The 22,221-nt window shown below is 72.2% G+C and carries 19 protein-coding genes; 5 read left to right on the forward strand and 14 right to left on the reverse strand.

Going from position 1 to position 22,221, the window contains the following annotated elements; all coding sequences use genetic code 11:
* The first annotated feature begins 10 nt into the window (after positions 1–10).
* Positions 11–931 (forward strand): hypothetical protein, encoded by a 921-nt coding sequence (locus AB0O48_RS22330; RefSeq protein ID WP_357571549.1) that lies wholly within the window; start codon positions 11–13, stop codon positions 929–931.
* Positions 932–1,641: 710 nt separating this feature from the next.
* On the opposite strand, the gene AB0O48_RS22335 is transcribed toward AB0O48_RS22330, so the two are convergent.
* The 3 genes from AB0O48_RS22335 to AB0O48_RS22345 form a co-directional block, all read right to left on the reverse strand.
* Positions 1,642–2,034 (reverse strand): SCO5389 family protein, encoded by a 393-nt coding sequence (locus AB0O48_RS22335; protein WP_179783419.1) that lies wholly within the window; start codon positions 2,032–2,034, stop codon positions 1,642–1,644.
* Positions 2,035–2,162: 128 nt separating this feature from the next.
* Positions 2,163–2,654 carry an SsrA-binding protein SmpB gene (gene smpB, locus AB0O48_RS22340; RefSeq protein ID WP_088948483.1) on the reverse strand — a complete coding sequence of 164 codons (492 nt, stop codon included), beginning with the start codon at positions 2,652–2,654 and terminating at the stop codon, positions 2,163–2,165.
* 25 nt (positions 2,655–2,679) lie between these two features.
* A complete protein-coding gene (locus AB0O48_RS22345; protein WP_365068066.1) occupies positions 2,680–4,917 on the reverse strand; it encodes a hypothetical protein in 2,238 nt (745 codons plus the stop codon).
* A gap of 151 nt (positions 4,918–5,068) precedes the next feature.
* Here AB0O48_RS22345 and AB0O48_RS22350 point away from each other — a divergent pair, with 151 nt between their 5' ends.
* The 3 genes from AB0O48_RS22350 to AB0O48_RS22360 all read left to right on the forward strand — a co-directional run bounded on the left by AB0O48_RS22350 (position 5,069) and on the right by AB0O48_RS22360 (position 10,252).
* On the forward strand, positions 5,069–6,727 hold the full coding sequence (locus AB0O48_RS22350; protein WP_357255601.1) for an FAD-dependent oxidoreductase: 1,659 nt from the start codon (positions 5,069–5,071) through the stop codon (positions 6,725–6,727).
* Between the two features lie 43 nt (positions 6,728–6,770).
* A complete protein-coding gene (locus tag AB0O48_RS22355; protein WP_357255603.1) occupies positions 6,771–8,228 on the forward strand; it encodes an ATP-binding protein in 1,458 nt (485 codons plus the stop codon).
* 77 nt (positions 8,229–8,305) lie between these two features.
* Entirely contained in the window at positions 8,306–10,252 is a 1,947-nt protein-coding gene (locus AB0O48_RS22360; protein ID WP_357255693.1) for an ABC transporter ATP-binding protein, read from the forward strand.
* Between the two features lie 132 nt (positions 10,253–10,384).
* Here the strand turns inward: AB0O48_RS22360 and AB0O48_RS22365 are convergent, their stop codons facing one another.
* The 8 genes from AB0O48_RS22365 to AB0O48_RS22400 form a co-directional block, all read right to left on the reverse strand.
* Entirely contained in the window at positions 10,385–11,956 is a 1,572-nt protein-coding gene (locus tag AB0O48_RS22365) for a nucleotidyl transferase AbiEii/AbiGii toxin family protein (protein WP_357572345.1), read from the reverse strand.
* A gap of 22 nt (positions 11,957–11,978) precedes the next feature.
* On the reverse strand, positions 11,979–12,788 hold the full coding sequence (locus tag AB0O48_RS22370) for an SAM-dependent methyltransferase (protein ID WP_365068072.1): 810 nt from the start codon (positions 12,786–12,788) through the stop codon (positions 11,979–11,981).
* A gap of 193 nt (positions 12,789–12,981) precedes the next feature.
* Entirely contained in the window at positions 12,982–13,491 is a 510-nt protein-coding gene (locus AB0O48_RS22375; protein WP_357255609.1) for an NUDIX domain-containing protein, read from the reverse strand.
* Positions 13,492–13,552: 61 nt separating this feature from the next.
* Positions 13,553–14,194 carry an SRPBCC family protein gene (locus tag AB0O48_RS22380; protein ID WP_357255611.1) on the reverse strand — a complete coding sequence of 214 codons (642 nt, stop codon included), beginning with the start codon at positions 14,192–14,194 and terminating at the stop codon, positions 13,553–13,555.
* Positions 14,194–14,559: a metalloregulator ArsR/SmtB family transcription factor gene (locus tag AB0O48_RS22385; protein ID WP_357255614.1), complete on the reverse strand. Its 366-nt coding sequence runs from the start codon at positions 14,557–14,559 to the stop codon at positions 14,194–14,196. The genes AB0O48_RS22380 and AB0O48_RS22385 overlap by 1 nt, the downstream gene beginning before the upstream one ends.
* 27 nt (positions 14,560–14,586) lie before the next feature.
* Positions 14,587–16,677: a xanthine dehydrogenase family protein molybdopterin-binding subunit gene (locus AB0O48_RS22390; RefSeq protein ID WP_365068077.1), complete on the reverse strand. Its 2,091-nt coding sequence runs from the start codon at positions 16,675–16,677 to the stop codon at positions 14,587–14,589.
* Positions 16,674–17,657, reverse strand: a complete 984-nt coding sequence (locus tag AB0O48_RS22395; RefSeq protein ID WP_357572348.1) for a xanthine dehydrogenase family protein subunit M — start codon at positions 17,655–17,657, stop codon at positions 16,674–16,676. Before AB0O48_RS22395 ends, AB0O48_RS22390 begins: the two co-directional genes overlap by 4 nt.
* Positions 17,654–18,151: a 2Fe-2S iron-sulfur cluster-binding protein gene (locus AB0O48_RS22400; RefSeq protein WP_357572400.1), complete on the reverse strand. Its 498-nt coding sequence runs from the start codon at positions 18,149–18,151 to the stop codon at positions 17,654–17,656. Before AB0O48_RS22400 ends, AB0O48_RS22395 begins: the two co-directional genes overlap by 4 nt.
* Before the next feature lie 111 nt (positions 18,152–18,262).
* On the opposite strand from AB0O48_RS22400, the gene AB0O48_RS22405 reads away from it, so the two are divergent.
* The gene (locus AB0O48_RS22405; RefSeq protein ID WP_365068081.1) at positions 18,263–18,859 is read left to right on the forward strand and encodes a nucleotidyltransferase family protein; all 597 of its coding nucleotides are present in this window, start codon (positions 18,263–18,265) and stop codon (positions 18,857–18,859) included.
* Between the two features lie 82 nt (positions 18,860–18,941).
* Here the strand turns inward: AB0O48_RS22405 and AB0O48_RS22410 are convergent, their stop codons facing one another.
* From AB0O48_RS22410 to AB0O48_RS22420, 3 genes are read right to left on the reverse strand one after another with little or no spacing between them, the layout of a single operon-like run.
* Entirely contained in the window at positions 18,942–20,318 is a 1,377-nt protein-coding gene (locus AB0O48_RS22410; protein ID WP_357572350.1) for a GH1 family beta-glucosidase, read from the reverse strand.
* Positions 20,319–20,347: 29 nt separating this feature from the next.
* A complete protein-coding gene (locus tag AB0O48_RS22415) occupies positions 20,348–21,187 on the reverse strand; it encodes a carbohydrate ABC transporter permease (RefSeq protein WP_357255623.1) in 840 nt (279 codons plus the stop codon).
* Complete coding sequence (locus AB0O48_RS22420; protein WP_357255625.1) at positions 21,180–22,172, reverse strand: sugar ABC transporter permease; 993 nt, start codon at positions 22,170–22,172, stop codon at positions 21,180–21,182. Before AB0O48_RS22420 ends, AB0O48_RS22415 begins: the two co-directional genes overlap by 8 nt.
* Positions 22,173–22,221 lie beyond the last annotated feature (49 nt).

The raw sequence follows: 22,221 nt of genomic DNA on the forward strand, positions 1-22,221 counted from the left end.
GCCAGCTCAATTGACCACCCATCACCAGTCGACCCGGGGGGAACCCCGGGTCGCTCTCGCCACCTGTGCCGACCTCGTCGACCTCGACCCGGACGACCGGCTGGTCCTCGCCCCACTCCGGGCCCGTGGCATCTCCGTCGCGACCGAGGTCTGGGACGACCCCGACGTCGACTGGTCCTCCTTCGACCTGGTCGTGCTCCGATCCCCCTGGGACTACGCGCTGCGCCGCGACGAGTTCGTCGCCTGGGCGGCAACCGTCCCGGCGCTTGTCAACCCGGCCGACGTGGTTCGCTGGAACACCGACAAGCGGTACCTCGCCGAGCTGAGCGCCGCCGGGGTGCCGACCGTACCGACGTCGTGGGTCGAGCCGGGGGAGCGCTGGCAGCCACCCGCCGAGGCCGGCGAGTACGTGCTCAAGCCCGCGGTCAGCGCCGGCAGCCAGGACACCGGCCGGTACGACCTGGCCGACCCGGAACACCGGGACCTGGCCACCGCACACGTCCGCCGGCTCTCCGACGCCGGCCGGGTGACCATGGTCCAGCCGTACCTGCGGGCGATCGACACCGAGGGTGAGACGGCGCTGCTCTTCCTGGCCGGCCCGGACGGGCTCGCCTTCAGCCACGCGATCCGCAAGGGCCCGATGCTCACCGGTCCGGACCTCGGCCCGGACGGGCTCTACAAGGCCGAGGAGATCAGCGCCCGTACCGCCCGACCCGCACAACTGGCGGTGGCCGAGCGGACGCTCGCCGCGGTGCCCGGCGGCACACGGCAACTGCTCTACGCCCGGGTCGACCTGATCCCCGGCCCGGACGGCGAGCCGGTCCTGGTCGAGCTGGAGCTGACCGAGCCGTCGCTGTTCATCGGGTACGCCGACGGGGCACCGGACCGCCTCGCCACCGCGATCGCCACCCACCTGGCCCGCAAGGCCTGACCCGCCGCCGAGCGCCCGGCGGCGATGGCACAGCGCCCGCAGGCCCCTGTTTGTCGACTCGGCTTCGCCGTGATCGACTCGGCTCTTGTGTGACCGACTCAGCTCTTGTGTGATCGACTCGGCTTTCCGGAAGTCGGCCCGTCGGACCGGCCCGGACGGCGCGGATTCAAGGAAACCGAGTCGATCAGAGCAGGCAGGCAGGCACCTGCCCCGAAGTTGTGCGGATCGTGCGGCCGTGAGACCCACGTGCCCGGATCGCGGACGGCGGGTTGCTGCGTTCCGGCCGGCACGGAGCGTCTGCGCCGTCAAGGTCACGCAACATCTCGGATGTAGTGGCATCACGCACGCCCGACCCCACTAGAACCAGGATCGAGCACGATCTTGGCGGCATGGACGCCCCGAACTCTTTGCCGGCCTCTCGGGGCGCTGCGCGTCGCCAAGATTCGCGCAATATCGGGGATGTTGCTGGCTCCGGCGCGTCGGAGGCAGCAACATCGGGGAAGTTGCGCAGATCTTGGCGCGGGGCGCGGGGCGCGGGGCGCGGGGCGCGGGGCGCGGGGCGCGGGGCGCGGGGCGCGGGGCGCGGGGCGCGGGGCGCGCGGGGCGCGGGGCGCGGGGCGCGCGGGGCGCGGGGCGCGGGGCGGCGCGTCGGGCGGCAGGGTCCCCGGGGGCGGGCGGGCCGCGGGGTCCGCCCGCCCCGAGGGGGATCCTCAGCAGTTGCGGAGTTCGGGGGACTGGTTGAGCAGTTGGCCACGGGTCGACACGAAGCGGCGGTAGCGTTCCCCGTCGACGGCGGACGGGCGGAACGCGGCGACGCGGTGGCAGTTCTGGAATGCCAGGCGTACGCCGAAGTGCCGTTCCAGGCCGGCGCGGATCGCGTCGCTGGCCAGGGCCCGGAGCAGTTGCCCCCGGTCGGCGTCGGTGGGCGGCGGGACGACGTTGTCGGCCAGGTCGTCGTCTCCGGCTTCGAGTTCGGCGACCACCCGGCTCACGGTGGCCCAGGCGTACGGGAGTGAGTCGCGGACGCAGGCGATGAAGGCCTCGTCGTCGATCGGGCCTCGTTCGGCGGCGTCGAGCAGGGCGGGCGGGACGGTGAGCGACATGGTTCTCCTCCGCATCGAGTAACGATTACCGTTTTCATTAACGGCGTCGACTGAGCAGACCACGTCGATGAAGGGACGTCAACGACCCCGCGGGCGCGCCGCGAACAGAAACCGGAAGTGGCAGCAGATCAGGGCCGGCGGGGGTGGCCCTTGAGGTGTCGTCCCAGCTCGCGGGCGATCTCGCGGTTCGCGTCGCGCTCGGCGAGCGTCTGCCGCTTGTCGTAGGAGCGCTTGCCCTTGGCCAGCGCCAGCTCGACCTTGGCATAGCCGTTCTCGAAGTACATCGACAGCGGGACCATGGTCACCCCGCCCTCGCGGACCTTGTCCAGGATCCGGTCGATCTCGGCCCGGTGCAGCAGCAGCTTGCGGTTGCGGCGCGGGGCGTGGTTGGTCCACGTGCCGTAGGTGTACTCGGCGATGTGCAGGCCGTACAGCACGATCTCACCGTCGCGCTCGTGCGCGAACGCGTCCACCAGCGAGGCCCGCCCCTCGCGCAGCGACTTCACCTCGGTCCCGACCAGCACGATGCCCGCCTCGTACGTGCGCAGCACGGTGTACTCGTGCCGGGCCTTCTTGTTCGAGGCGATCAACCGGCGTTCGGGCTGCTTGGACGGGCTCACCCCGCGACGATATCCGGCCGCCGTCTCAGCCGGTCGTCCGGCGTTCGGGGAGCAGTCGCCCGGTCAGCTCCCGTACCGCCTCGGCGAACTCGTCCTGCGACTCGCACGGCCAGTGCCCGAGGATCGGCGGGGGAACGCTGTCGCTGGGCGCCGGCACCACATCCTGCGGGTCGACCAACCGGCGGTCCACCATCGCCGCCGGACCGGTCAGCGTCTCGGCCGTCCCGGGTCGGTGGGCGGCGAAGATCCAACCACCGATCGGGTCGGTGTCGCGCCACAGGTTGATCCAGCGCCAGCCGACCCGCTCGCCGATCTCCCGCAGCGCCGGCTCGTCGGCGTAGGCCGGGAACAGCCGCGAGTACAACCGACCCAGTGGCGATCCGTAGGTCAGCAGCGCGACCCGGTCGGTGATCCGGGTGGGCAGTTGCAGCACCGTCGCGGCGAGCAGCACCGAGCCGTGGCTGTGCCCGGCCAGCAGCACGCCCTGTCCCTGTTCCACCAGGTAGGTGATCCGCTTGGCCAACTCGGGCACGGCCCGCTCGGCGTAGCAGGGCGGCGCGAACGGGTGCGCCGCCCGGGGCCAGAACGTGCCCAGGTCCCAGAGCACACCCACGTAGCGACGGAACTGCGCCGTCCGGTACGCGAAGATGCCGCCCACCACCAGGCCGAGCAGGATCAGGGCGATCGCGTAGCTGCCCGACCCGATCAGGAAGTTGACCATGCTTTCGGGCACCCCGACGTAGCGCTGCGCCAGCTCACCCGGCAGGAGCTGGAGCAGGCCGAGCACGCTGGTGGACAGGCCGAGCGCCGCCAGCCCGGCGTACACCACGGAGAGCGGTTCCAGCCGCTCGGTGAACCGGGCCCGGGCGATCGCCCGCTCGACCCGCCGCACCCGGTCCGCCGCCGCCGGAGGAGCGTGCGGGAAGTCGGCGGTCACGATCGCCCGGGCTACCCGCCGCCGCCCGCGCCGGGTCAGCCTGGTGACCAGGGCGGCCACCAGCAGAGCGGTCAGCACCGCCAGGAAAAACCCGAAGATCGCCCACTTGTACGCCAGGGGCGGGCTGGTCTCCAGCCCGTCCGCGGTCGTGCCCTCGCGATCGAGCACGTCCGCCACGCGGTAGACCAGCTCGGCGGAGAACGCCACGGCGAGACCGGCCGCGATCGTGACGAAGACCGGCGCTCCCAACGCGCGCAGCGGCCCCCCGCGCTGCCCGCCGCCCCGCCGCCAGATCACCAGCGCGGCGAGGATGGTTATCAGCATCATCTGGCTGACGAACAGCCAGGCCACGATCGCTCCGTAGCCGGGCAGAGCGCCGCCCCGCGGCCACGGGGCCGGGCTGATGACGACGTGCACGATCACCAGCATCGTCACGCCGCAGGCGATCGTGCGCAGCCCGCGGAAGAGGGCGTCCACCCGGGGCGCCGGGTCGGTCCGGTCGATGCTCGGCACCACCGTGAGCAGGACCAGGCAGGCCAGCAGCACCGCCCCGGTGGCCGCCAGCAGGAGCACCATCACCCACGAGCGGTGTTGGCTGGCGCGGGCGGCCAGCAGGCTGCCGTCGAGGGTGGCGAATCCCGCCGCGACGTGGACCGAGCGCAGCCGACCCACGAGTGGCTCGCCGTCCCACTGGCCGACCGCGCTCAACCGGTGTTTCGAGGTCGGGGCCGACGGGCTGCGGAACGCGTCGAACGAGTGGCCCGGGCGGGCGCCGAGCCACCAGACCAACCCGAGGGCGGCGACCGGCACCAACGCCAGCACACCCAGGCGGAGCCCGGGCGGGCGTCCGCCGAGCCAGGACAGCCAGCTCCGCCCGGCCAGGCACGACGGGGTGTCCATGCAGCGCCAGGCGACCAGGTCCAACGCCACCCCGACGATGGAGAGCACGTAGAGCATGGTGAGGGTGAGGGCGAGCACCCGGCACAGCGCCATGAAACCCAACTTCGACGCGGTGTTCGCCGGGCGCATCCACAGCGCCACGTTGCAGAGCATGAAGGGCAACAGGAACACCAGCGACAGCGTCCGCACGGCCGTGCCGGACGGCAGGTCACTCCACCGGTACGCCTCCAGCGTCACCCCGTCCGTCCCGGTCGAGTCCGGGTAGCCGGGGCGCGGTCGGTAGAACCCGCCGCTGCGGTCCCCGGCGACCTGGTGCACGTACGGCCGGCCCAGCACCTGATCCGCCCCCGCGCCGGAGACACCGTGCACCCGCAGTTCCACGATCCCGCCCGACGTGGTCGGTCCGGTCGGCGACACGTCCGCCATGGGCCCCCCGAGGTGTGCGCGGCAGCCGGGCGGGTCGTCGACGTACGACCACCTACGCGGCTCCCCGGCTTACCCATCCCGAACCCGGTCAACCATCCGCCGAGCCCGGGCCGTGGTGCGGCCGACCGTCAACAGGTGATTTCATGGCGCCATGGCGAATCCGGTGATCCTGACCGTCGACGACGACCCCGTGGTGTCCCGCGCGGTGGCCCGGGACATCCGCCGCCGCTACGGCGACCGCTACCGGGTGCTGCGGGCGTCCTCCGGACCGGAGGCGCTGGACGCGCTGCGGGAGGTCAAGCTGCGCGGCGAGCAGGTGGCGCTGCTCCTGGCCGACCACCGGATGCCGGAGATGACCGGCGTGGAGTTCCTGGAAGCGGCGATGGACATCTTCCCGGCTGCCCGCCGGGTGCTGCTCACCGCCTACGCGGACACCGATGCCGCGATCGAGGCGATCAACGTGGTGGACCTGGACCACTACCTACTCAAGCCCTGGCATCCGCCGGAGGAGAAGCTGTACCCGGTGGTCGACGGGCTGCTGGAGGCATGGTCGGTCACCCCGGACGCGGTGAGCGCCGAGATCCGGGTCGTAGGGCACCGCTGGTCGGCGCCGTCGTTCAAGGTCCGTGACTTCCTGGCCCGCAACCTGGTGCCGTACCGGTGGATGCTCTCCGACGACCCGGAGGGCGCCCGCCTGCTCGACGCGGCCGGGGCCACCGAGGCGGACGTGCCGCTGGTGGTGACGGCCGACGGTAAGGCGTTGATCGCCCCGAACGAGGCCGAGTTGGCCGCGTTGGCAGGGCTCACCGTGGTGCCCGCGTCGGACTTCTACGACCTGGTGGTGATCGGTGGCGGCCCGGCCGGCCTCGGTTCCGCTGTCTACGGCGCGTCGGAGGGGCTGCGCACCGTGCTCGTCGAGCGGCGGGCGACCGGCGGGCAGGCCGGGCAGAGCAGCCGGATCGAGAACTACCTGGGTTTCCCCGACGGCGTCTCGGGCGCGCAGTTGACCGATCGGGCCCGGCGGCAGGCGGTCAAGTTCGGCGCCGAGTTGCTCAGTGCCCGGGAGGTGGTCGGTCTGAGTGAGGCCGGCGGCGCCCGGCTGTTGCGCTTCGGCGACGGCTCCGAGATCGCGGCGCACACCGTGGTGCTGGCCACCGGCGTGTCGTACCGGGTGCTGGACGCTCCCGGGCTGGCCGACCTCACCGGTCGGGGGGTGTTCTACGGTGCGGCCGCCACCGAGGCGCCGAGCTGCGTCGAGCAGGACGTCTACATCGTCGGCGGGGCCAACTCCGCCGGCCAGGCTGCGGTGCACTTCTCCCGGTACGCGTCGAGGGTGCACCTGCTGATCCGGGGCGCGGACCTGACCGCCTCGATGTCGCGTTACCTGATCGACCAGTTGGAGCGGATCGACCGGATCACCGTGCACCCGCACACGGCCGTGGTCGGCGGTGCGGGTGAGGACCACCTGCAACGGCTCACCCTCTGCGACACCCGTACCGGGGAGGCCCGCTCGGTCGACACCTCCTGGCTGTTCATCTTCATCGGCGCGGAGCCCCGTACCGACTGGTTGGACGGGGTGGTGGTCCGGGACGGACGCGGCTTCATCGTCACCGGCCCGGACCTGTTGGCCGGGGGACGCCGGCCGGCCGGCTGGTCGCTGTCGCGCGACCCGTACCACCTGGAGACCAGCGTTCCGGGGGTGTTCGCGGCCGGGGACGTGCGAGCCGAGTCGGTCAAGCGGGTCGCCTCGGCCGTCGGCGAGGGCGCGATGGCCGTCTCGCTCGTGCACCGCTATTTGGAAGCCCAATGAGCCGGTTCAGCGAGGCCCCGCAGTCGCGAACGAAGGAGATCCAGTGACCACCGCGTCTGATCGGCTGACACCCGCGCAGTTGCGCACCCTGTTCCTGTTCGAGTCCCTCGACGAGGGGCAGCTCGACTGGCTGGCCGAACGCGGCCGGGTCGAGCAGCGCGCCGGCGGCACCCTCGTGTACGCCGAGGGGGAGCCCGGGACCTGCTTCTTCGTGCTGGTGCGCGGCGCGGTGGCGCTGAGCCGCCAGGTGCGCGGCGACGACATCGAGGTCAGCCGCACCGACCAGCGCGGCGTGTACGGCGGGGCGGTCCAGGCGTACCTGGGTGACCAGGTCGACCAGATCTACCGCAACACCATGCGGGCGCTTGTCGACTCGGACTTCTTCGTGCTGCCGGCGGAGGACTTCGCGCACGCCCTGCGGTCCTGGTTCCCGATGCCGATGCACCTGTTGGAGGGGTTGTTCCTCGGCCTGCGGAACAGCCAGACCATCGTCGGCGAGCGGGAGCGACTGCTGGCCCTCGGCTCGCTGTCGGCGGGGCTGACCCACGAGCTGAACAATCCGGCCGCGGCGGCGGTGCGGGCCACCTCGGTGCTGCGGGACCGGGTCGCCGGGATGCGGCACAAGCTCGCCATGGTCGCCGATGGTCGGCTCGACGGCACCGCCCTGCACGGCCTTGTCGCGTTGCAGGAGGAGGCTGTCGCTCGGGTGGCCACCGCGCCGAAGTTGACCCCGATGGCCACCGCCGATGCCGAGGACACCCTCACCGACTGGCTGGAGGAGCACGGCGTCGGCGGCGCCTGGGATCTGGCACCGATCCTGGTAGGAGGCGGGCTCGACGCGGCCTGGTTGGCGCAGGTCAAGGCCGCTGTCGGCGCGGCGGACCTGGAGGCGGCGGTGCGCTGGCTCACCTACACGGTCGACACCGAGCTGCTGATGCGGGAGATCGGCGACGCGGTCACCCGGATCTCCGGTCTGGTGGACGCCGCCAAGCAGTATTCGCAGCTGGACCGCGCGCCGCACCGGGTGGTGGACGTGCACGACCTGCTCGACGCCACGCTCGTGATGTTCAAGGGGAAGATCCCCGCCGAGGTGAAGCTGGTCCGCGAGTACGACCGCAGCATCCCGCCGGTCCCGGCGTACGCGGCCGAGCTGAACCAGGTGTGGACCAACCTGATCGACAACGCGTTGGGCGCGATGGGGGAGAAGGGGGTGCTGACCGTCCACACCGGCCGCGTCGGTGACCAGTTGGCGGTCGAGGTCACCGACACCGGCCCGGGTATCCCGCCCGAGGTGCGTCCACGCATCTTCGAACCGTTCTTCACCACCAAGCCGGTCGGCGCGGGCACCGGCCTGGGGCTGGACATCTCGTACCGGATCGTGGTGCACAAGCACCACGGTGACATCCGGGTGGAGACCGAGCCGGGACGGACCACGTTCCGGGTGCTGCTGCCGATCACGGAGGGCGCACCGGAGGTGCCCGGCGACGCGCCGGCTACCTAGAGACAGCGGGCGGTAGCGGGCAGTAGTCTCGGGCGGCGTTTCGTGATCCCGCCCCCGAGGAGGGTCCCGTGGAGTCGATGGCACGCCAGCGCACCACCGTGGAGAACGACCAGCCGGATGATCCACCGGACACGATGTTGCCGGAGCTGGAGGATCGTGAGTGGCTGCACCACGCACAGGAGTTCGCGCACACCAGCTTCTGGGCGGTGGCCCGCCGGCTGCCCCGGTTGGTCCGGGCGGCGGTCGGCCTGGCCTGGTCCACCAACCGCCGGGACACGGTCGCCTCCATCGGCCTGAACATCGCCGCCGGGGTGATGACCACGTTCGGCCTGCTCGCGACGACAAGCGTGCTGCGCGAGTTGTTCGCCGTCGGTCCCACCCCGGACCGGGTCCGCTCGGCCCTGCCGGCGCTGATCGTGGCCGCGGCGGCGGTGTCGGCGCGCGGCGGCCTGACCATCGCGGCGGGTTGGGCGCAGGCCCGGCTGATCCCGCAGATCAACTATCAGGTGGAGCTGCGGCTGTTCGAGGCCACCACGGCGGTGGACCTCGCCGCGTTCGACGACGCCGGCTTCGCCGAGGAGATGGACCGGGCGCGCGACCGGGGGATGGCGGAGGCCGCGTACATCGTCGACCACACCGTCAACCTGGTCACCGGCGTGGTGGGGATGCTCGCCACCGCCGTCGCGGTGACCGTCATCCAACCGCTGCTGCTGCCCTGCCTGCTGCTGGCCGCGGTGCCCCAGGCGGTCACCGCGGTGCGGATGGCCCGCCGGGAGTACCTGGCGATGCTGGCCCGGATCACCAGGCGACGCCGGATGTGGATGCTGGCCCACCTGATGGCCAACCGGCACACCGCCGCCGAGGTACGCGCGTACCAGATGCGCGACTTCCTGCTCGCCGAGTATCGCGGGGTGATGGCGGTCGAGACCCGCGCCGAGCTGCGGCTGGTCCGCTCCCAGACCGGCACCCGGGTCATCGGTGCCACGGTGGCGGGGCTGGCCACCTTCGGCGTGTACGCGGTCCTCGGCGGCCTGCTGCTCAGTGGGATGGTGGCCCTCGCCGCCGCGGCCACCGCCCTGCTCGCGTTGCAGTCCGCGCGGACCAGCCTGGGCGTGGCCGTCGTCGCCACCAACTCGCTGTACGAGGACGCCCTCTACTACCAGGACTACCAGGACTTCCTGGCCCGCGCCCACGCCCGGGTGCCGATCGGCGGCAACCGGGTGACCGACGGTGTCGACGTGATCGAGGTGGACGACGTGAGCCTGCGCTACCCGGACACCGACGCCCCGGCGGTGGACCGGGTCAGCCTGACCGTCCGCCGGGGCGAGGTGATCGCGCTTGTCGGCGAGAACGGCTCCGGCAAGACCACCCTGGCCAAACTGATCGCGGGCCTCTATCAGCCGACCGGCGGGGTGATCCGTTGGGACGGCGTCGACGCGGCGGAGTTGGACCCGCGCGCCCTGGGCGCCGAGGTGGCCGTGATGACCCAGGAGTGGTGGAAGTTCCCGTTCACCGCCGGGCAGAACATCCGCGTCGGCCGGCACGACCGCCCACCGGACCGGTCCGGCCCGAGTGTGCAGGAGGCGGCTCGTGCGGCCGCCGCGCACGACATGATCGTCGGCCTGCCGCGCGGCTACGACACGCTGCTCGACCGGGAGTTCAAGGACGGTCACGAGCTGTCCGGTGGGCAGTGGCAGCGGCTCGTCGCGGCTCGCGGCCTCTACCGCGACGCCGCCCTGCTGATCTGTGACGAACCCTCCGCCGCCCTGGACGCGCGTGCCGAACACGCCCTGTTCCAGCACCTGCGCCGCCGCCCCGACCGGGCGGTCGTGCTGATCACCCACCGGCTGGCAAACGTCCGGCACGCCGACCGGATCTTCGTGCTGGAACGGGGTCGACTCGTCCAGCACGGCAGCCACGACGAACTGATGACCGCCGGCGGCCTCTACCGTGAGCTGTTCGACCTGCAGGCCAGCGGCTACCTGACCGGCACCGACGAACGCCGCCCCGCCGACACCCGCTGACCAGATCGCGCCGAGCCCAGCCGAGGAGGCTGCCGCGGACCGACGCGGCGGCCAGGGCCCGGTGTCAAAGTCCCTGGCCGGCCTGCGACGGCCCCAGACGGCTCGGCTCCACCGAGGACTTTGACACAGGCCCTATGCCCAGGCGCGGTCGAGGGCCAGCGCCAGCCGCTGTGTCCACTGCTCGACGGTGCCCTCGATACCCGGGTACTCGTCGGTGAAGTTGGCCCAGTCGACGCCCCAGGTCAGCACGGTCTCGGCGTCGAAGCGGTCGGCTTCGACGGCGAGGTCCGGTCGCATGAGCCGGCGGACCAGGTCCAGGTCGACGGTTGTGGTTTCGGCGAGGAGAACTGCGTCGTAGAGATCCTTGCCCTGCGGATACGAGTCGGTGGCCAGCCACAGCAGCTTCCACGCCAGCGCCAGCGCGGCGGGTGCGGCCAGCATCGGCTCCGCGACACCCGGCAGCATGACCGTTTCCGGTGGGAGGGGGAGCTGTTCGCCGAAGACGATGTCGATCTGTACGTGGCCGTCCGGCGCCCCGGCCGTGCTGAACGGGACGACGAGGCGGCGGCCGTCGGCCCGGTCGTACGTCCAGATGGCGGCCTCGCTGATCCGGTCCGGTTGCAGGCCGGCATCCGGGGTGGCCCGGACGGCGGCCTTGACGGCGTCGAGTAGCGCACGGGCGTCGGCACTGTCGCTGGTGATCGTGTGTGGGACGACGACGAAGTCGAGGTCGCCCGGCTCGCGGGCGCCGTCACCGACCTGGGCCGGCAGGAGGACACTCCCGCGCAGCACCAGATGGCGGCTCTCGGGGATCGCCGCGATGACCGCCAGGATCTGTCGCATCGCGGCGCGCCGGGCGGTGGTCCACCGCTCACCGGTGGCGGCCGCGAGGAAGTCGGGCTCACCAGCCCGGTACGCGTTCGAATACTGCCTGAGCGCCGGATCGAACGCCGCCCGCTGGCGGACGGGTACGTCGGCGGGCAGTGGTCGGTAGGTCGGCGGAAAGCCCGGCATGCCCTCCGGTGCGGACCTCACGGTGTTCTCGCGCGTCGCCTGCCACTCGTTCACGCGGCCTTCGGGCACGTCCATCCAGCGGTCGTCGTGTGCCGGGTTGCCGTCGAACACGACGTACTCCTGCTCGACGGCGACGGGCTCATGCCCGGCGGCGGCCAGGGCCGCGACGAGGTCGTCCAGGCGCTGCTTGGCGGTGGTGAGCCCGACGCCGTGGCAGCGCTGGTTGACGAACCGTTCCTGCACACCGTCAGCGCGTTCCCGGCGGGCGTTGCGGGACAGCCGCGCCCCGTGCGGCACGACCAGATCGGTCAGCGCCAGTACCTGCGCCACCGCCGGGCCGGTCAGCAGCAGCTTGAGGTGATGCTCGAAGTACCGGCCCTTCGGCTCCGTCGCCGCCTGCTCGTCCGACTGCGGCACGCCGACGCACCACGGTGCCGCTTCGATCTTCGTGCGGCGCACCTGCATACCGGCGGCCCGCACCTCGCGTTCCCAGCGCAGCGCCGCGGCCCGCTGCTCGGCCAGCGTGCCTCGCCCGGTCAGGGTGAGCATCGGCTGGTAGGCGAACGTGCCCCGGTCGAGCACGATGTGCACGAACTTCATCCCGTGCCGGGCCGTGAAGGCAGACAGCAGGTTCGCCTCGTGATCTTGGACAGTGATGTGGATTTCGAAGTCCCCCGACACCTCACGCATCGACGGAGTCTATGCCGGGGCGTCAGAGCACGCGGGCGACCCCGCAGTAGCCATCGACCGGGGCCGGGGGCCTGCTGTCGGTCCGCCAGTGCCCCAGCGGCACGACGCCCGGCTCGACCAGGTCGAGGCCGTCGAAGAACGCCGTGAAGTCCGCGACCTCCCGCAGGTGGTACGGCAGAGCACCGCTTTCGTTGTACTGCCGATGCGACTCGATGACCCGCTCGCTGGTAGCCGTACCGTCGGACATCGCCAGGAAGCTGCCCGACGGTAGGGACGAGACCAGAGCGTTGACGATGGCCTGGGCCTCGGCCGGCTTCTCGACGTGACCCATGACGCCCAGCAGCATCAGCGCGATCGGCGCACCGAAGTCCAGTGTGTCGCGGGCGTCCTGGACGATCTTCTCCGGGTCGCGCAGGTCGGCGTCGACGTACTGGGTGGCACCCTCCTGGCTGCTGGTCAGCAGCACCCGGGCGTGCGCGAGAACCATCGGGTCGTTGTCGACGTAGACGACGCGCGCCTGCGGCGTGATCCGTTGGGCGACCTCGTGGGTGTTGTCGGCCGTGGGCAGGCCGGTACCGACGTCGAGGAACTGGCGGATCCCCGCCTCCGCGGCGAGATAGGTCACGGCTCGTCCGAGGAACGCGCGCGAATACCGGGCCGCCTCGACGATTTCCGGGAAGACGGCCCGTACCTGTTGGCCGACCTCGCGATCCGGGGCGAAGTTGTCCTTACCGCCGAGCCAGTAGTTCCACACCCGTGCCGAGTGCGGCACCGTCGTGTCCAGCTTGGCGGCCGAACCTCCGACCGGCTGCTCAGCGTGGTCCTGCGACATGTCCGTCTCCTCTTACCAGCCATGCGATGTCGAGGCCGCAGCCTAGCGGCGCGGCGGCGCTCGCATGATACTGCGGATCGACGGAACCCTTGATGGCGGCAACGGCCACGGTCAGAGGTCGTCGGGCCACCAGAATGGATCGAGGCTCTTGCCGTGGCCGCGTGGGCAGGTGGGGTATCCGATGCTGGAGACGTCAGGAGGTGGCGGTCAGGAACTCGGCCAGGACCCGCGTGTGGGTGGAGAACGCCAACTCGACCGGGTCGGAGAGCACCAGCCACTCGGTGGCCTCCTCCGTCGGCGTCGACGGTGGCAGGTCCTCGGCCGCTCGCTCGGGCAGCACTCCGAAGATCATCATCGTGCCGCCGTGCGGGGCGCCGCGCACCGCGAGCAGTCGGGCGTCCTCGGCGGCCGCGACCAGGCCGGTCTCCTCCCGCAGCTCACGAACGAGGGCGTCGGACCACTCCTCGCCGTACTCGACGAAGCCGCCCGGCAGCGCGAGCAGCCCGCGGGCCGGCTCGATGTCCCGGCGGACCACCACGACACCCAGGCCGTCGGCCGTGCGGACCGGCAGCACCGCGACCGCCACGGGCAGCGGGTTGCGCCAGACGGTCTCGCCGCAGGCCGCGCAGACCCGCGGCCATCCGGCGGCCGGCGGGTAGGCGGCGCCGCAGTAGGAGCAGTGCGAGTACGGCGTGCCGGTCATCCGCAGCACGTTACCCCCCCCGCCGCCGCCCACTCTGCCGCGCCGCCGCCCGCGCTCAGGCTCAGGCCTCCGGGGCGCCGGTGTAGAAGGCGGTGGTACGCGCGGCGGCGGCGTTCGCCTCGTTGGGGTCGGTGCCGGCGGCGATGCTCGCCGCACCCCACAGTCGGCTGCTCAGCTCCACGGCCCGTCGGCCCTCGGGCGAGGCGCTCCACTCGGCAGCCTGCTCCGGGGTGACCCCGCTGCCGTCGCCGGCCAGGTGGGTGGCGAGACCGAGGAACCCGAGGTCCCAGCCGACACCGACGGCGCCCGGCCCGAACTGGGCCCACCGGTCCTGGTCGACGTGCGCGATGTGGTCCAGGTCGAGGCGTGCCCGCTCGTCGTCGACCGGGGTGATCCGCACCTCGATCCAGCTCACCTCGCCGCCCATTTCCCAGGTGGCGGTGAAGCGGTGCGGCGGCTCGCAGCTCTCGACGACGCCGTGGGCGTTGCCCTGCAGCTCGTACTTGCCGTGCAGCCGCAGGTCGCCGGAGATCGGCAGGAACCAGCGGGGGATGCGCTCGGCGTTGGTGCAGGCGTCCCACAGATCCTCGGCCGTCGCCTGGTAGGTCTGGCTGATCGTGGTCACCCGAGCCTCACCGGCCTCCAGGGTGCGGCTGCCGACCGTGCGCCGCACGGCGTTGATCTGCTCGGTGGCGTCGAACATCAGGTGTTCCTCTCGTCGGGTGGGTCGGCTGCCTCGCGCAGCCGGCGCTCGCGTCGGCCCCGGGCCAGTTCGGTGGCGAGTGCCGCCAGGGGCGGGGTCCAGAACCGGCGGAAGTGCTCCAGCCAGCCGTCGACCTCACGCAGTGGCCGTGGGTCGACCGCGTACAGCCGCCGGGTGCCCTCCGGCCGCACGGTGGCGAAACCGTTGTCCCGTAACACCTTGAGGTGTTGGGACACGGCGGGCTGGGAGATGCCGAACTCGTCGCGGATCACCGCGCTGACCGCGCCGGCGGTCTGCTCGCCGGTGGCGAGCAGCTCCAGGATGCGGCGCCGGACCGGATCGCCCAGCACGTCGAAGGCGTGCACGCGACAGTTATATCAGCAGAAGCTTATTTAAGCCAAGCGTGATAACCCGATCAGCTTGTCCAGTCGGATCGGCAGGTCCCGGATCCGCACGCCGGTGGCATGGTGCACCGCGTTGGCGACCGCCGCCGCCGCGCCGACGATGCCGATCTCGCCGATGCCCTTCACCCCGGCCGGGTTCAGCTCGTCGTCGCGCTCGTCCAGCCAGTACGCCTCGATGGACTCGACGTCCGCGCAGCCGGTGATGTGATAGGTGGCCAGGTCGTGGTTGACCCAGTCGCCGTACCGCTCGTCGAGCAGGCCCTCCTCGTGCAGGGCCATCGACAGCCCCATCGTCATGCCGCCGATGAGCTGGCTGCGGGCCGTCGTCGGGTTCACCACCCGGCCGGCCGCGAACACGCCGAGCATCCGGTTCAGCCGTACCTCGCCGGTGTCCGCGTCGACCCGCACCTCGACGAACTGCGCCCCGTAGGCGTACCGGGGCAGGGCGGGCTGCCCGCCCACCTCCTCGGTGGTGTCCGCCTCGGCGGTGACCTCGCCGGTCGGCGGCCCGCCGTCGCGCAGCTTGTCGCGCAGCGCCTGCGCGGCGCGGATCACCGCCCAACTCCAACTGGCGGTGCCCATCGAGCCGCCGGCCAACGGCGCGGTCGGCAGGGCGCTGTCCCCGATGTGGATCTCCACCCGTTCCGGCGGCACCCCGAGGGCGTCGGCGGCCACCTGCCAGATCGCCGTCCGGGCGCCGGTGCCGATGTCGGTGGCGTCGATCCGGACCAGGAAGCTCCCGTCCGGTCGGGCGGTGGCCGTGGCCGACGACGGCCGGGCCCGGGCCGGGTAGCTCGACCCGGCCATCCCGGTGCCGATCAGCCAGCGCCCGTCGCGCCGGGCGCGGGGCGTCGGGTCCCGGTCGGTCCAGCCGAACCGCTGCGCACCCTCGCGCAGACAGGACACCAGGTTGCGGCTGGTGAACGGCCGCCCCTGGTCCGGGTCGACCGCGGTGTCGTTGCGGATGCGCAGCTCCACCGGGTCGACGCCGACGGCGATGGCCAGCTCGTCCATCGCCGACTCCAGGGCGTACGCGCCGGGGCACTCGCCGGGGGCGCGCATCCAGAACGGGGTCGGCACGTCGAGGCGGACCAGCCGGTGCGTGGTGCGGCGGTGCGGTGCGGCGTACATGCTGCGGGTGTAGACGGCGGTCTGCTCGGCGAACTCCCGGACGGTCGAGGTCTGGCTGATCGCGTCGTGGCAGATGGCGGTGAGTCGCCCGTCGGTGTCGGCGGCGAGGCGGACCCGCTGGATGGTGGGGGTGCGGTAGCCGACCGGCCCGAACAGTTGCTGGCGGGTCAGCGCCAGCTTCACCGGCCGGTCCACGTGCCGGGCCGCGAGGGCGGCCAGCACCACCGAGGACTTGGCGTACCCCTTGCTGCCGAAGCCGCCGCCGACGTGCTCGGCGACCACCCGGATCGACTCCGGGGGCAGCTCGAACATCTCGGCGAGGGTGGCCCGCACCGGTGACGCGCCCTGGGTGGAGTCGTGCACCAACAGCCGGCCGTCGCGCCACTGTGCCGTCGTGGCGTGCGGCTCCATCGGGTTGTTGTGGTACGCCGGCGTGCGGTACGTGGCGTCCACCCGCACCGGTGTCGCCGCGTACCCGGCGTCGAAGTCACCCTCGGCGGTGTCCGTCGGGTAGCTGGGGTTGACGTGGTCCGGCTGGTACAGGCCGGGGTGGTCGTCGGTGAGCACGGTGCTGTGCGGGCCGGCGTCGTAGTCGATGCGGACCAGCCGGGCACCCTCCCGGGCCGCCTCCAGGCTGGTGGCCACCACCACGGCGACGTACTGCCCCCGGTAGTGCACCGCCGGCTCCTGCAACAGCCACAGCTCCGGCTGCGGGCCGGGTGCCATCCGGGGCGCGTTGCCGTGGTGCACCACGGCCAGCACACCGGGCGACGCCAGCGCCTCCGTGGTGTCGATCCGGGTGATCCGGCCGCGCACCACCGCGGACGGCACCGCCCAGCCGTAGGTGATGCCGTCCACCGGGTACTCCACCGCGTACCGGGCGGTGCCGGTGACCTTCGCGCGGCCCTCCAGCCGGGGGTACGCGTGGCCGACCGCGTCGGTGCTCACGACGCCGCCAGCTCGCTGAGCGCCCGCACGGTGATGGCCCGGGTCAGCGGCACCTTGAAGCCGTTGTGCCGCAACGGGCGGGCCTCGGCCAGCTCCGCGTCGGCGGCCCGCCCGGCCAGCTCCGGGCTGAACTGTCGACCCCGCAGCTCCTCCTCGGCCCGGTACGCCCGCCACGGCCGGTGCGCCACCGCCCCGTACGCCAGCCGCACGTCGCGGACCACGTCGCCGTCGAGGTCCAGCACGGCGGCCACCGACCCGGCGGCGAAGGCGAACGAGGCCCGGTCGCGCACCTTGAGGTACGTCGAGCGGCGCGCGGCCGGCAGCGGTGGCAACCGCACGGCGGTGATCAGCGCGCCCCGGGCCAGGGTGGTCTCCCGTTCCGGGTGCGTGCCGGGGGCGCGGTACAGCGCGGTGATCGGGAGGTCGCGGGGGCCGTCGGTCTCGTGCACCTGCACCACCGCGTCGAGGGCGGTCAACGCCACGGCCAGGTCGGACGGGTGGGTGGCCACGCACTGTTCGGACCAGTCCAGCACCGCCAGATCGCGGTTCTGGCCGTGCAGGGCGGCGCACCCGCTGCCCGGCTCCCGCTTGTTGCACGCCTTGCCGGTGTCCTGGAAGTAGACGCAGCGGGTGCGCTGCAACAGGTTGCCGCCGGTGGTGGCCATGTTGCGCAGCTGTCCGGAGGCGGCGGCGAGCAGGGCGCGGGCCAGCACCGGGTAGTCCCGGCGGACCACGGGGTGGGCCGCGAGGTCGCTGTTGCGCACGGTCGCGCCGATGCGCAGCCCGCCGTCGGGCAACTCCTCGACGGTGTCCAGGGGGAGCCCGGTCACGTCCACCAGCACGTCGGGGCGCTGCACGCCGAGTTTCATCAGGTCCACCAGGTTGGTGCCGCCGCCGAGGTAGGCCGCGTGCGGTTCCGCGCCGAGCACGGCGACCGCGTCGGCCACGTCGACCGGCCGGTGGTAGCGGAACGCCCTCATCGCGTCGCGGCCGTCTCGCGGACGGCCGCCACGATGTGCGGGTACGCGGCGCAGCGGCACAGGTTGCCGGCCATCCGCTCGCGGATCTCCGCGTCGGTCAACTCGGCGGACCTGTTCAGGTCGTCGGTGACCGCGCTGGGCCAACCCCGGGCGACCTCGTCGAGCATGCCGCGGGCGGAGCAGAGCTGCCCGGGGGTGCAGTAGCCGCACTGGAACGCGTCGTGCGCGATGAACGCGGCCTGCAACGGGGACAGTTCGTCCGGCCCGGCCAGCCCTTCGACGGTCACCACCGACCGGCCGTCCACGGTGACCGCGAAGACCAGACAGCTCTTCACCCGCCGGCCGTCGAGCAGCACCGTGCAGGAGCCGCACTGGCCGTGGTCGCAGCCCTTCTTCGCCCCGGTCAGGTCGAGGTGCTCGCGCAGCGTGTCGAGCAGGGTGGTGCGGTTGTCCAGGGTCACCGCGCGGGTCGCGCCGTTGACCTCGACCGTCACCCGGGACGAGTGGCGCTCGTCGGTGGTCGTCGCGTTCTCTGCTCGGTCCGGCACCGGCCCAGACTAGCTTTACCGGTACAAATAAGGGCGAATAACACAGGAGGTGACCGGGTGCCGGACCCATCGGTGACCGCCGGGCTGCTGCTGGCCGCCGGCGCCGGGCGGCGGTACGGCCTCCCGAAGGCGCTTGTCGAGCTTGATGGTGAGCCGCTGGTGCGGCGCGGGGTCCGGCTGCTCGGCGACGGCGGCTGCGCACCCGTGCACGTGGTGCTCGGCGCGGGCGCCGACGAGATGCCCGCCCTGCCCGGCGCGGTGTCGGTCCGGCACGACCGCTGGTCCGACGGGCTGGGCTCGTCGCTGCGCCGGGGCCTGGCCTCCCTGCCGGCCCACGTGCCGGCCGTGGTCGTGGTCCTCGTCGACCAGCCGCTGCTCAGCCCGGTCGCGGTCCACCGGGTTCGGGCCGCGTACGCCGACGGCGCGGTCGTCGCGGTCGCCACCTACGCCGGCCGGCCGGGGCACCCGGTGCTGCTGGGTCGGGAGACCTGGACGCTGCTGGACTACTACGCCCTCGGCGACCGGGGTGCCCGCGACCTGCTGCGCGACCGGCCGGACCTGGTGGTCGAGGTGCCCTGTGACGACGTCGGGTCCCCGCTGGACGTGGACAACCCGGCCGACCTGCTGCGGCTGCGCACCCTCATCGACGGGTGAGCCAGCGGGCGGGTCGTCCGAACGGAGACGGGAACGGCCGCCCGGGGTCGACACCCCGGGCGGCCGGTCGCGCCGCCGCCGTTCAGGCCACCGGCGTCGCGGTGCCGGTGGTCCGGACGAGCCGCTGGTGCGCGCGGATCAGCTCGGCGTAGCGCAGGCCGCTCGCCTTCACCGTCCGACGCTGGGTGGCGTAGTCGACGTGCACCAGCCCGAAGCGCTTGTCGTAGCCGTACGCCCACTCGAAGTTGTCCAGCAGCGACCAGACGAAGTAGCCGTCCAGCGGAACCCCCCGGGCCACCGCCGACGCGCACGCGGCCAGGTGCTGCTCCAGGTGGTCGGTGCGCTCCTTGTCCTCCACCCGGCCGTCCGCGGTGACCTCGTCCGGCCAGGCGGAGCCGCTCTCGGTGACGATGATCCGGCCGGGCCGGTACTCCTCGTGCACGTCGACGAGCAGCCGTTCCAGTCCCGCCGGGTACATCTCCCAGCCCATCGCGGTCTCCACCGAGCCGGGCACCGGCACCTGCCGGGCGTACGGGGCCGGGCCGGTCGGGTCGTCGACCACCAGTTGGCGGAAGTAGTAGTTCACTCCGAGGAAGTCGGTGGGCGTGGCGATCACCGTGAGGTCGTCACCGCGTACCGGTGGCTCGACACCGTAGGTGGCGATCATGTCGGCGGGGTAGCCGCGCCCGTGGATCGGGTCCAGCCACCACCTGTTGACGTGCCCGTCGGCCCGGCGGGCCGCCGCCACGTCCTCGGGTCGGTCGGTGGCCGCCTCGATCGGGCTGAGGTTGAGCACCAGACCCACCGAGGCCGGCCGGGTGGCGTTGGCGCGGATCGCCTGGGTGGCCAGGCCGTGCCCGAGCAGCACGTGGTGTGAGGCGTGCACCGCGCGGGTGAGGTCCCGCTCGCCGGGGGCCATGGTGCCGTCCAGGTGCCCGATCCAGCACACGCACAGCGGCTCGTTGACCGTGTTCCAGTCGCCGACCCGGTCACCGAGGCGGGCGGCGACCACCGCCGCGTAGTCGGCGAACGCCTCGGCGGTCGCGCGCTCCGGCCAGCCGCCGCGATCCTGCAACGTCTGCGGCAGATCCCAGTGGTAGAGCGTGACGAACGGCCGGATCCCGTCGGTGAGCAGCGTGTCGACGAGCCGGTCGTAGAAGTCCAGCCCGGCGGGGTTGACCCGACCGACGCCGTCGGGCATCACCCGGGGCCAGGCCACCGAGAAACGGTACGCGTCCACGCCGAGCCGACGCAGCAACGCGAAGTCCTCGGGCCACCGGTGGTAGTGGTCGCAGGCCACCGCGCCGGTGTCGCCGTTCTCGACCTTGCCGGGGGTCGCCGAGAAGGTGTCCCAGATGGACGGCGCCCGGCCGTCGACGTCGACGGCCCCCTCGATCTGGTACGCCGCCGTGGCGACACCCCAGAGGAAGTCGGGTGGCAGCTTGGACAGGTCGGGCACGGGACGGGTCTCCTCTGGGATTGACTGACTCACTTGACCGCGCCGGCGGTGAGCCCGGCGACGAAGTACCGCTGCAGGGCCAGGAACCCGACGACGACCGGGACGCTGACCACGAGCGAGGCGGCCATGATCTGGTTCCAGTAGACGTTGAACTGGGTGGAGTAGCCCTGCAGGCCGACGGCCAGGGTGCGGCTGCCCTCGTCGGTCATCACCGACGCGAAGAGCACCTCGCCCCAGGCGGTCATGAACGCGTACACGGTGACCGCCACGACGCCCGGCACGGCGGCCGGCAGGATGACCTGGAACAGGGTGCGCAGTGGCCCGGCGCCGTCGACCTGCGCCGCCTCGTCCAGGCCCCGGGGGATCGAGTCGAAGTAACCGACGAGCATCCAGATCGAGAACGGCAGCGAGAAGGTCAGGTACGTGATGACCAGACCGGTACGGCTGGCGTACAACTCGATGCCGGTGGCGTTGCCGAGGTTGACGTAGATGAGGAACAGCGGCAGCAGGAACAGGATGCCCGGGAACATCTGGGTGGACAGCACCGTCACCGTGAAGACGCCCCGGCCGCGGAACCGGTACCTGCTGACCGCGAACGCGGCGAAGATGGCCACCACGACCGAGCAGATCGCCGCGATGCTCGACACCACCAGGCTGTTCACCAGGTACCGGGCCAGTGGCACGGTGCTCCACATGTCGATGAACGGTTGCAGCGTGGGCCGGCTGGGCCACCAGGTGAAGCCGTTCTGCACGTCCTGCAACGGCTTCGCCGCGGAGGTCACCATCACGTAGAGCGGGATGACGACGAAGAGGGTGAGCAGGGTCAGCACGATGCGCCGGCCCCAGCGCTCACCGGCGGTCTCACGCATGGTCGTCCCTCCGACGGTTGGTGATCAGCAGGTAGGCGGCCGAGACGATCATCAGGAACAGCAGCAGCGCCACCGACATGGCCGAGCCGGAGCCGAAGTCCCAGGTCTTGAAGGAACTGCGGTAGATGTGGATGGAGATGAGGTCGGCCTGCTCGGGGGCGGAGCCGCCGAAGAGCACGAACGGGGTGTTGAAGTCGTTGAAGGTCCACAGGAACAGCACCAGCAGCAGCACCAGGTTCACCGGCCGCAGCATCGGCAGGGTGACCGAGCGCAGCCGACGCCAGAACCCGGCGCCGTCGATCGCGGCGGCCTCGTACATCTCGCCGGGCACGTTCTGCAGGCCGGCCATCAGGCAGAGGAACGCGAACGGCCAGTTGCGCCACACCGACACCACCAGCAGCGACCAGAAGCTGTTGTCGCCGATCAGCCAGAACGGCCGCTCGTTGAGCAGCCCGAGCTGGTCGACCAGCACGTGGTTGACCAGGCCGGTGTCGCGTTGCAGCAGGAAGCTCCAGGTGATCACCGCGGCGTAGACCGGCAGGGCGTACGGGGTGAGGAAGAGCGCCCGCAGGATCGCCCGCCCACGGAACGGCTTCTGCAGGACGACCGCCGCCGAGATGCCGAGCAGCCAGGCGAACCCGACCGAGAGCACGCTGTAGGCCAGGGTGATCCAGAACGAGTGCAGCAGTTCCTTGCCGGCGGCGCTGTTCAGATCCAGCGTCGCCCGGTAGTTCTCCAGTCCGACGAAGGGCGCGGTGGACCAGTTGCGAATGTGGAACTGGGTCAGCTCCAGCAGGCTCATCCAGACCCCGACCACCATCGGGATCACGTGGATGGCGAGTTCCAGCACGATGGCCGGGGCGAGCAGCAGGTACGGCAGGAGGGAGCGGCGGGGGCCGCGGGGCCGGCGGGCCGGCTCCCGGGCCGGTGACCCGGCCCGGGGTTCGCGCCGGTCGGCGTCCGGCGCGGTGGTGCTGGTTGCCATCGGGGTCCTCTCGGAGGCGGTGGCCGTGGCCAGGCTCAGCGCCTGACCA

The sequence above is a fragment of the Micromonospora sp. NPDC085948 genome, from assembly GCF_040686315.1.
In the GTDB taxonomy this organism is placed as follows: domain Bacteria; phylum Actinomycetota; class Actinomycetes; order Mycobacteriales; family Micromonosporaceae; genus Micromonospora.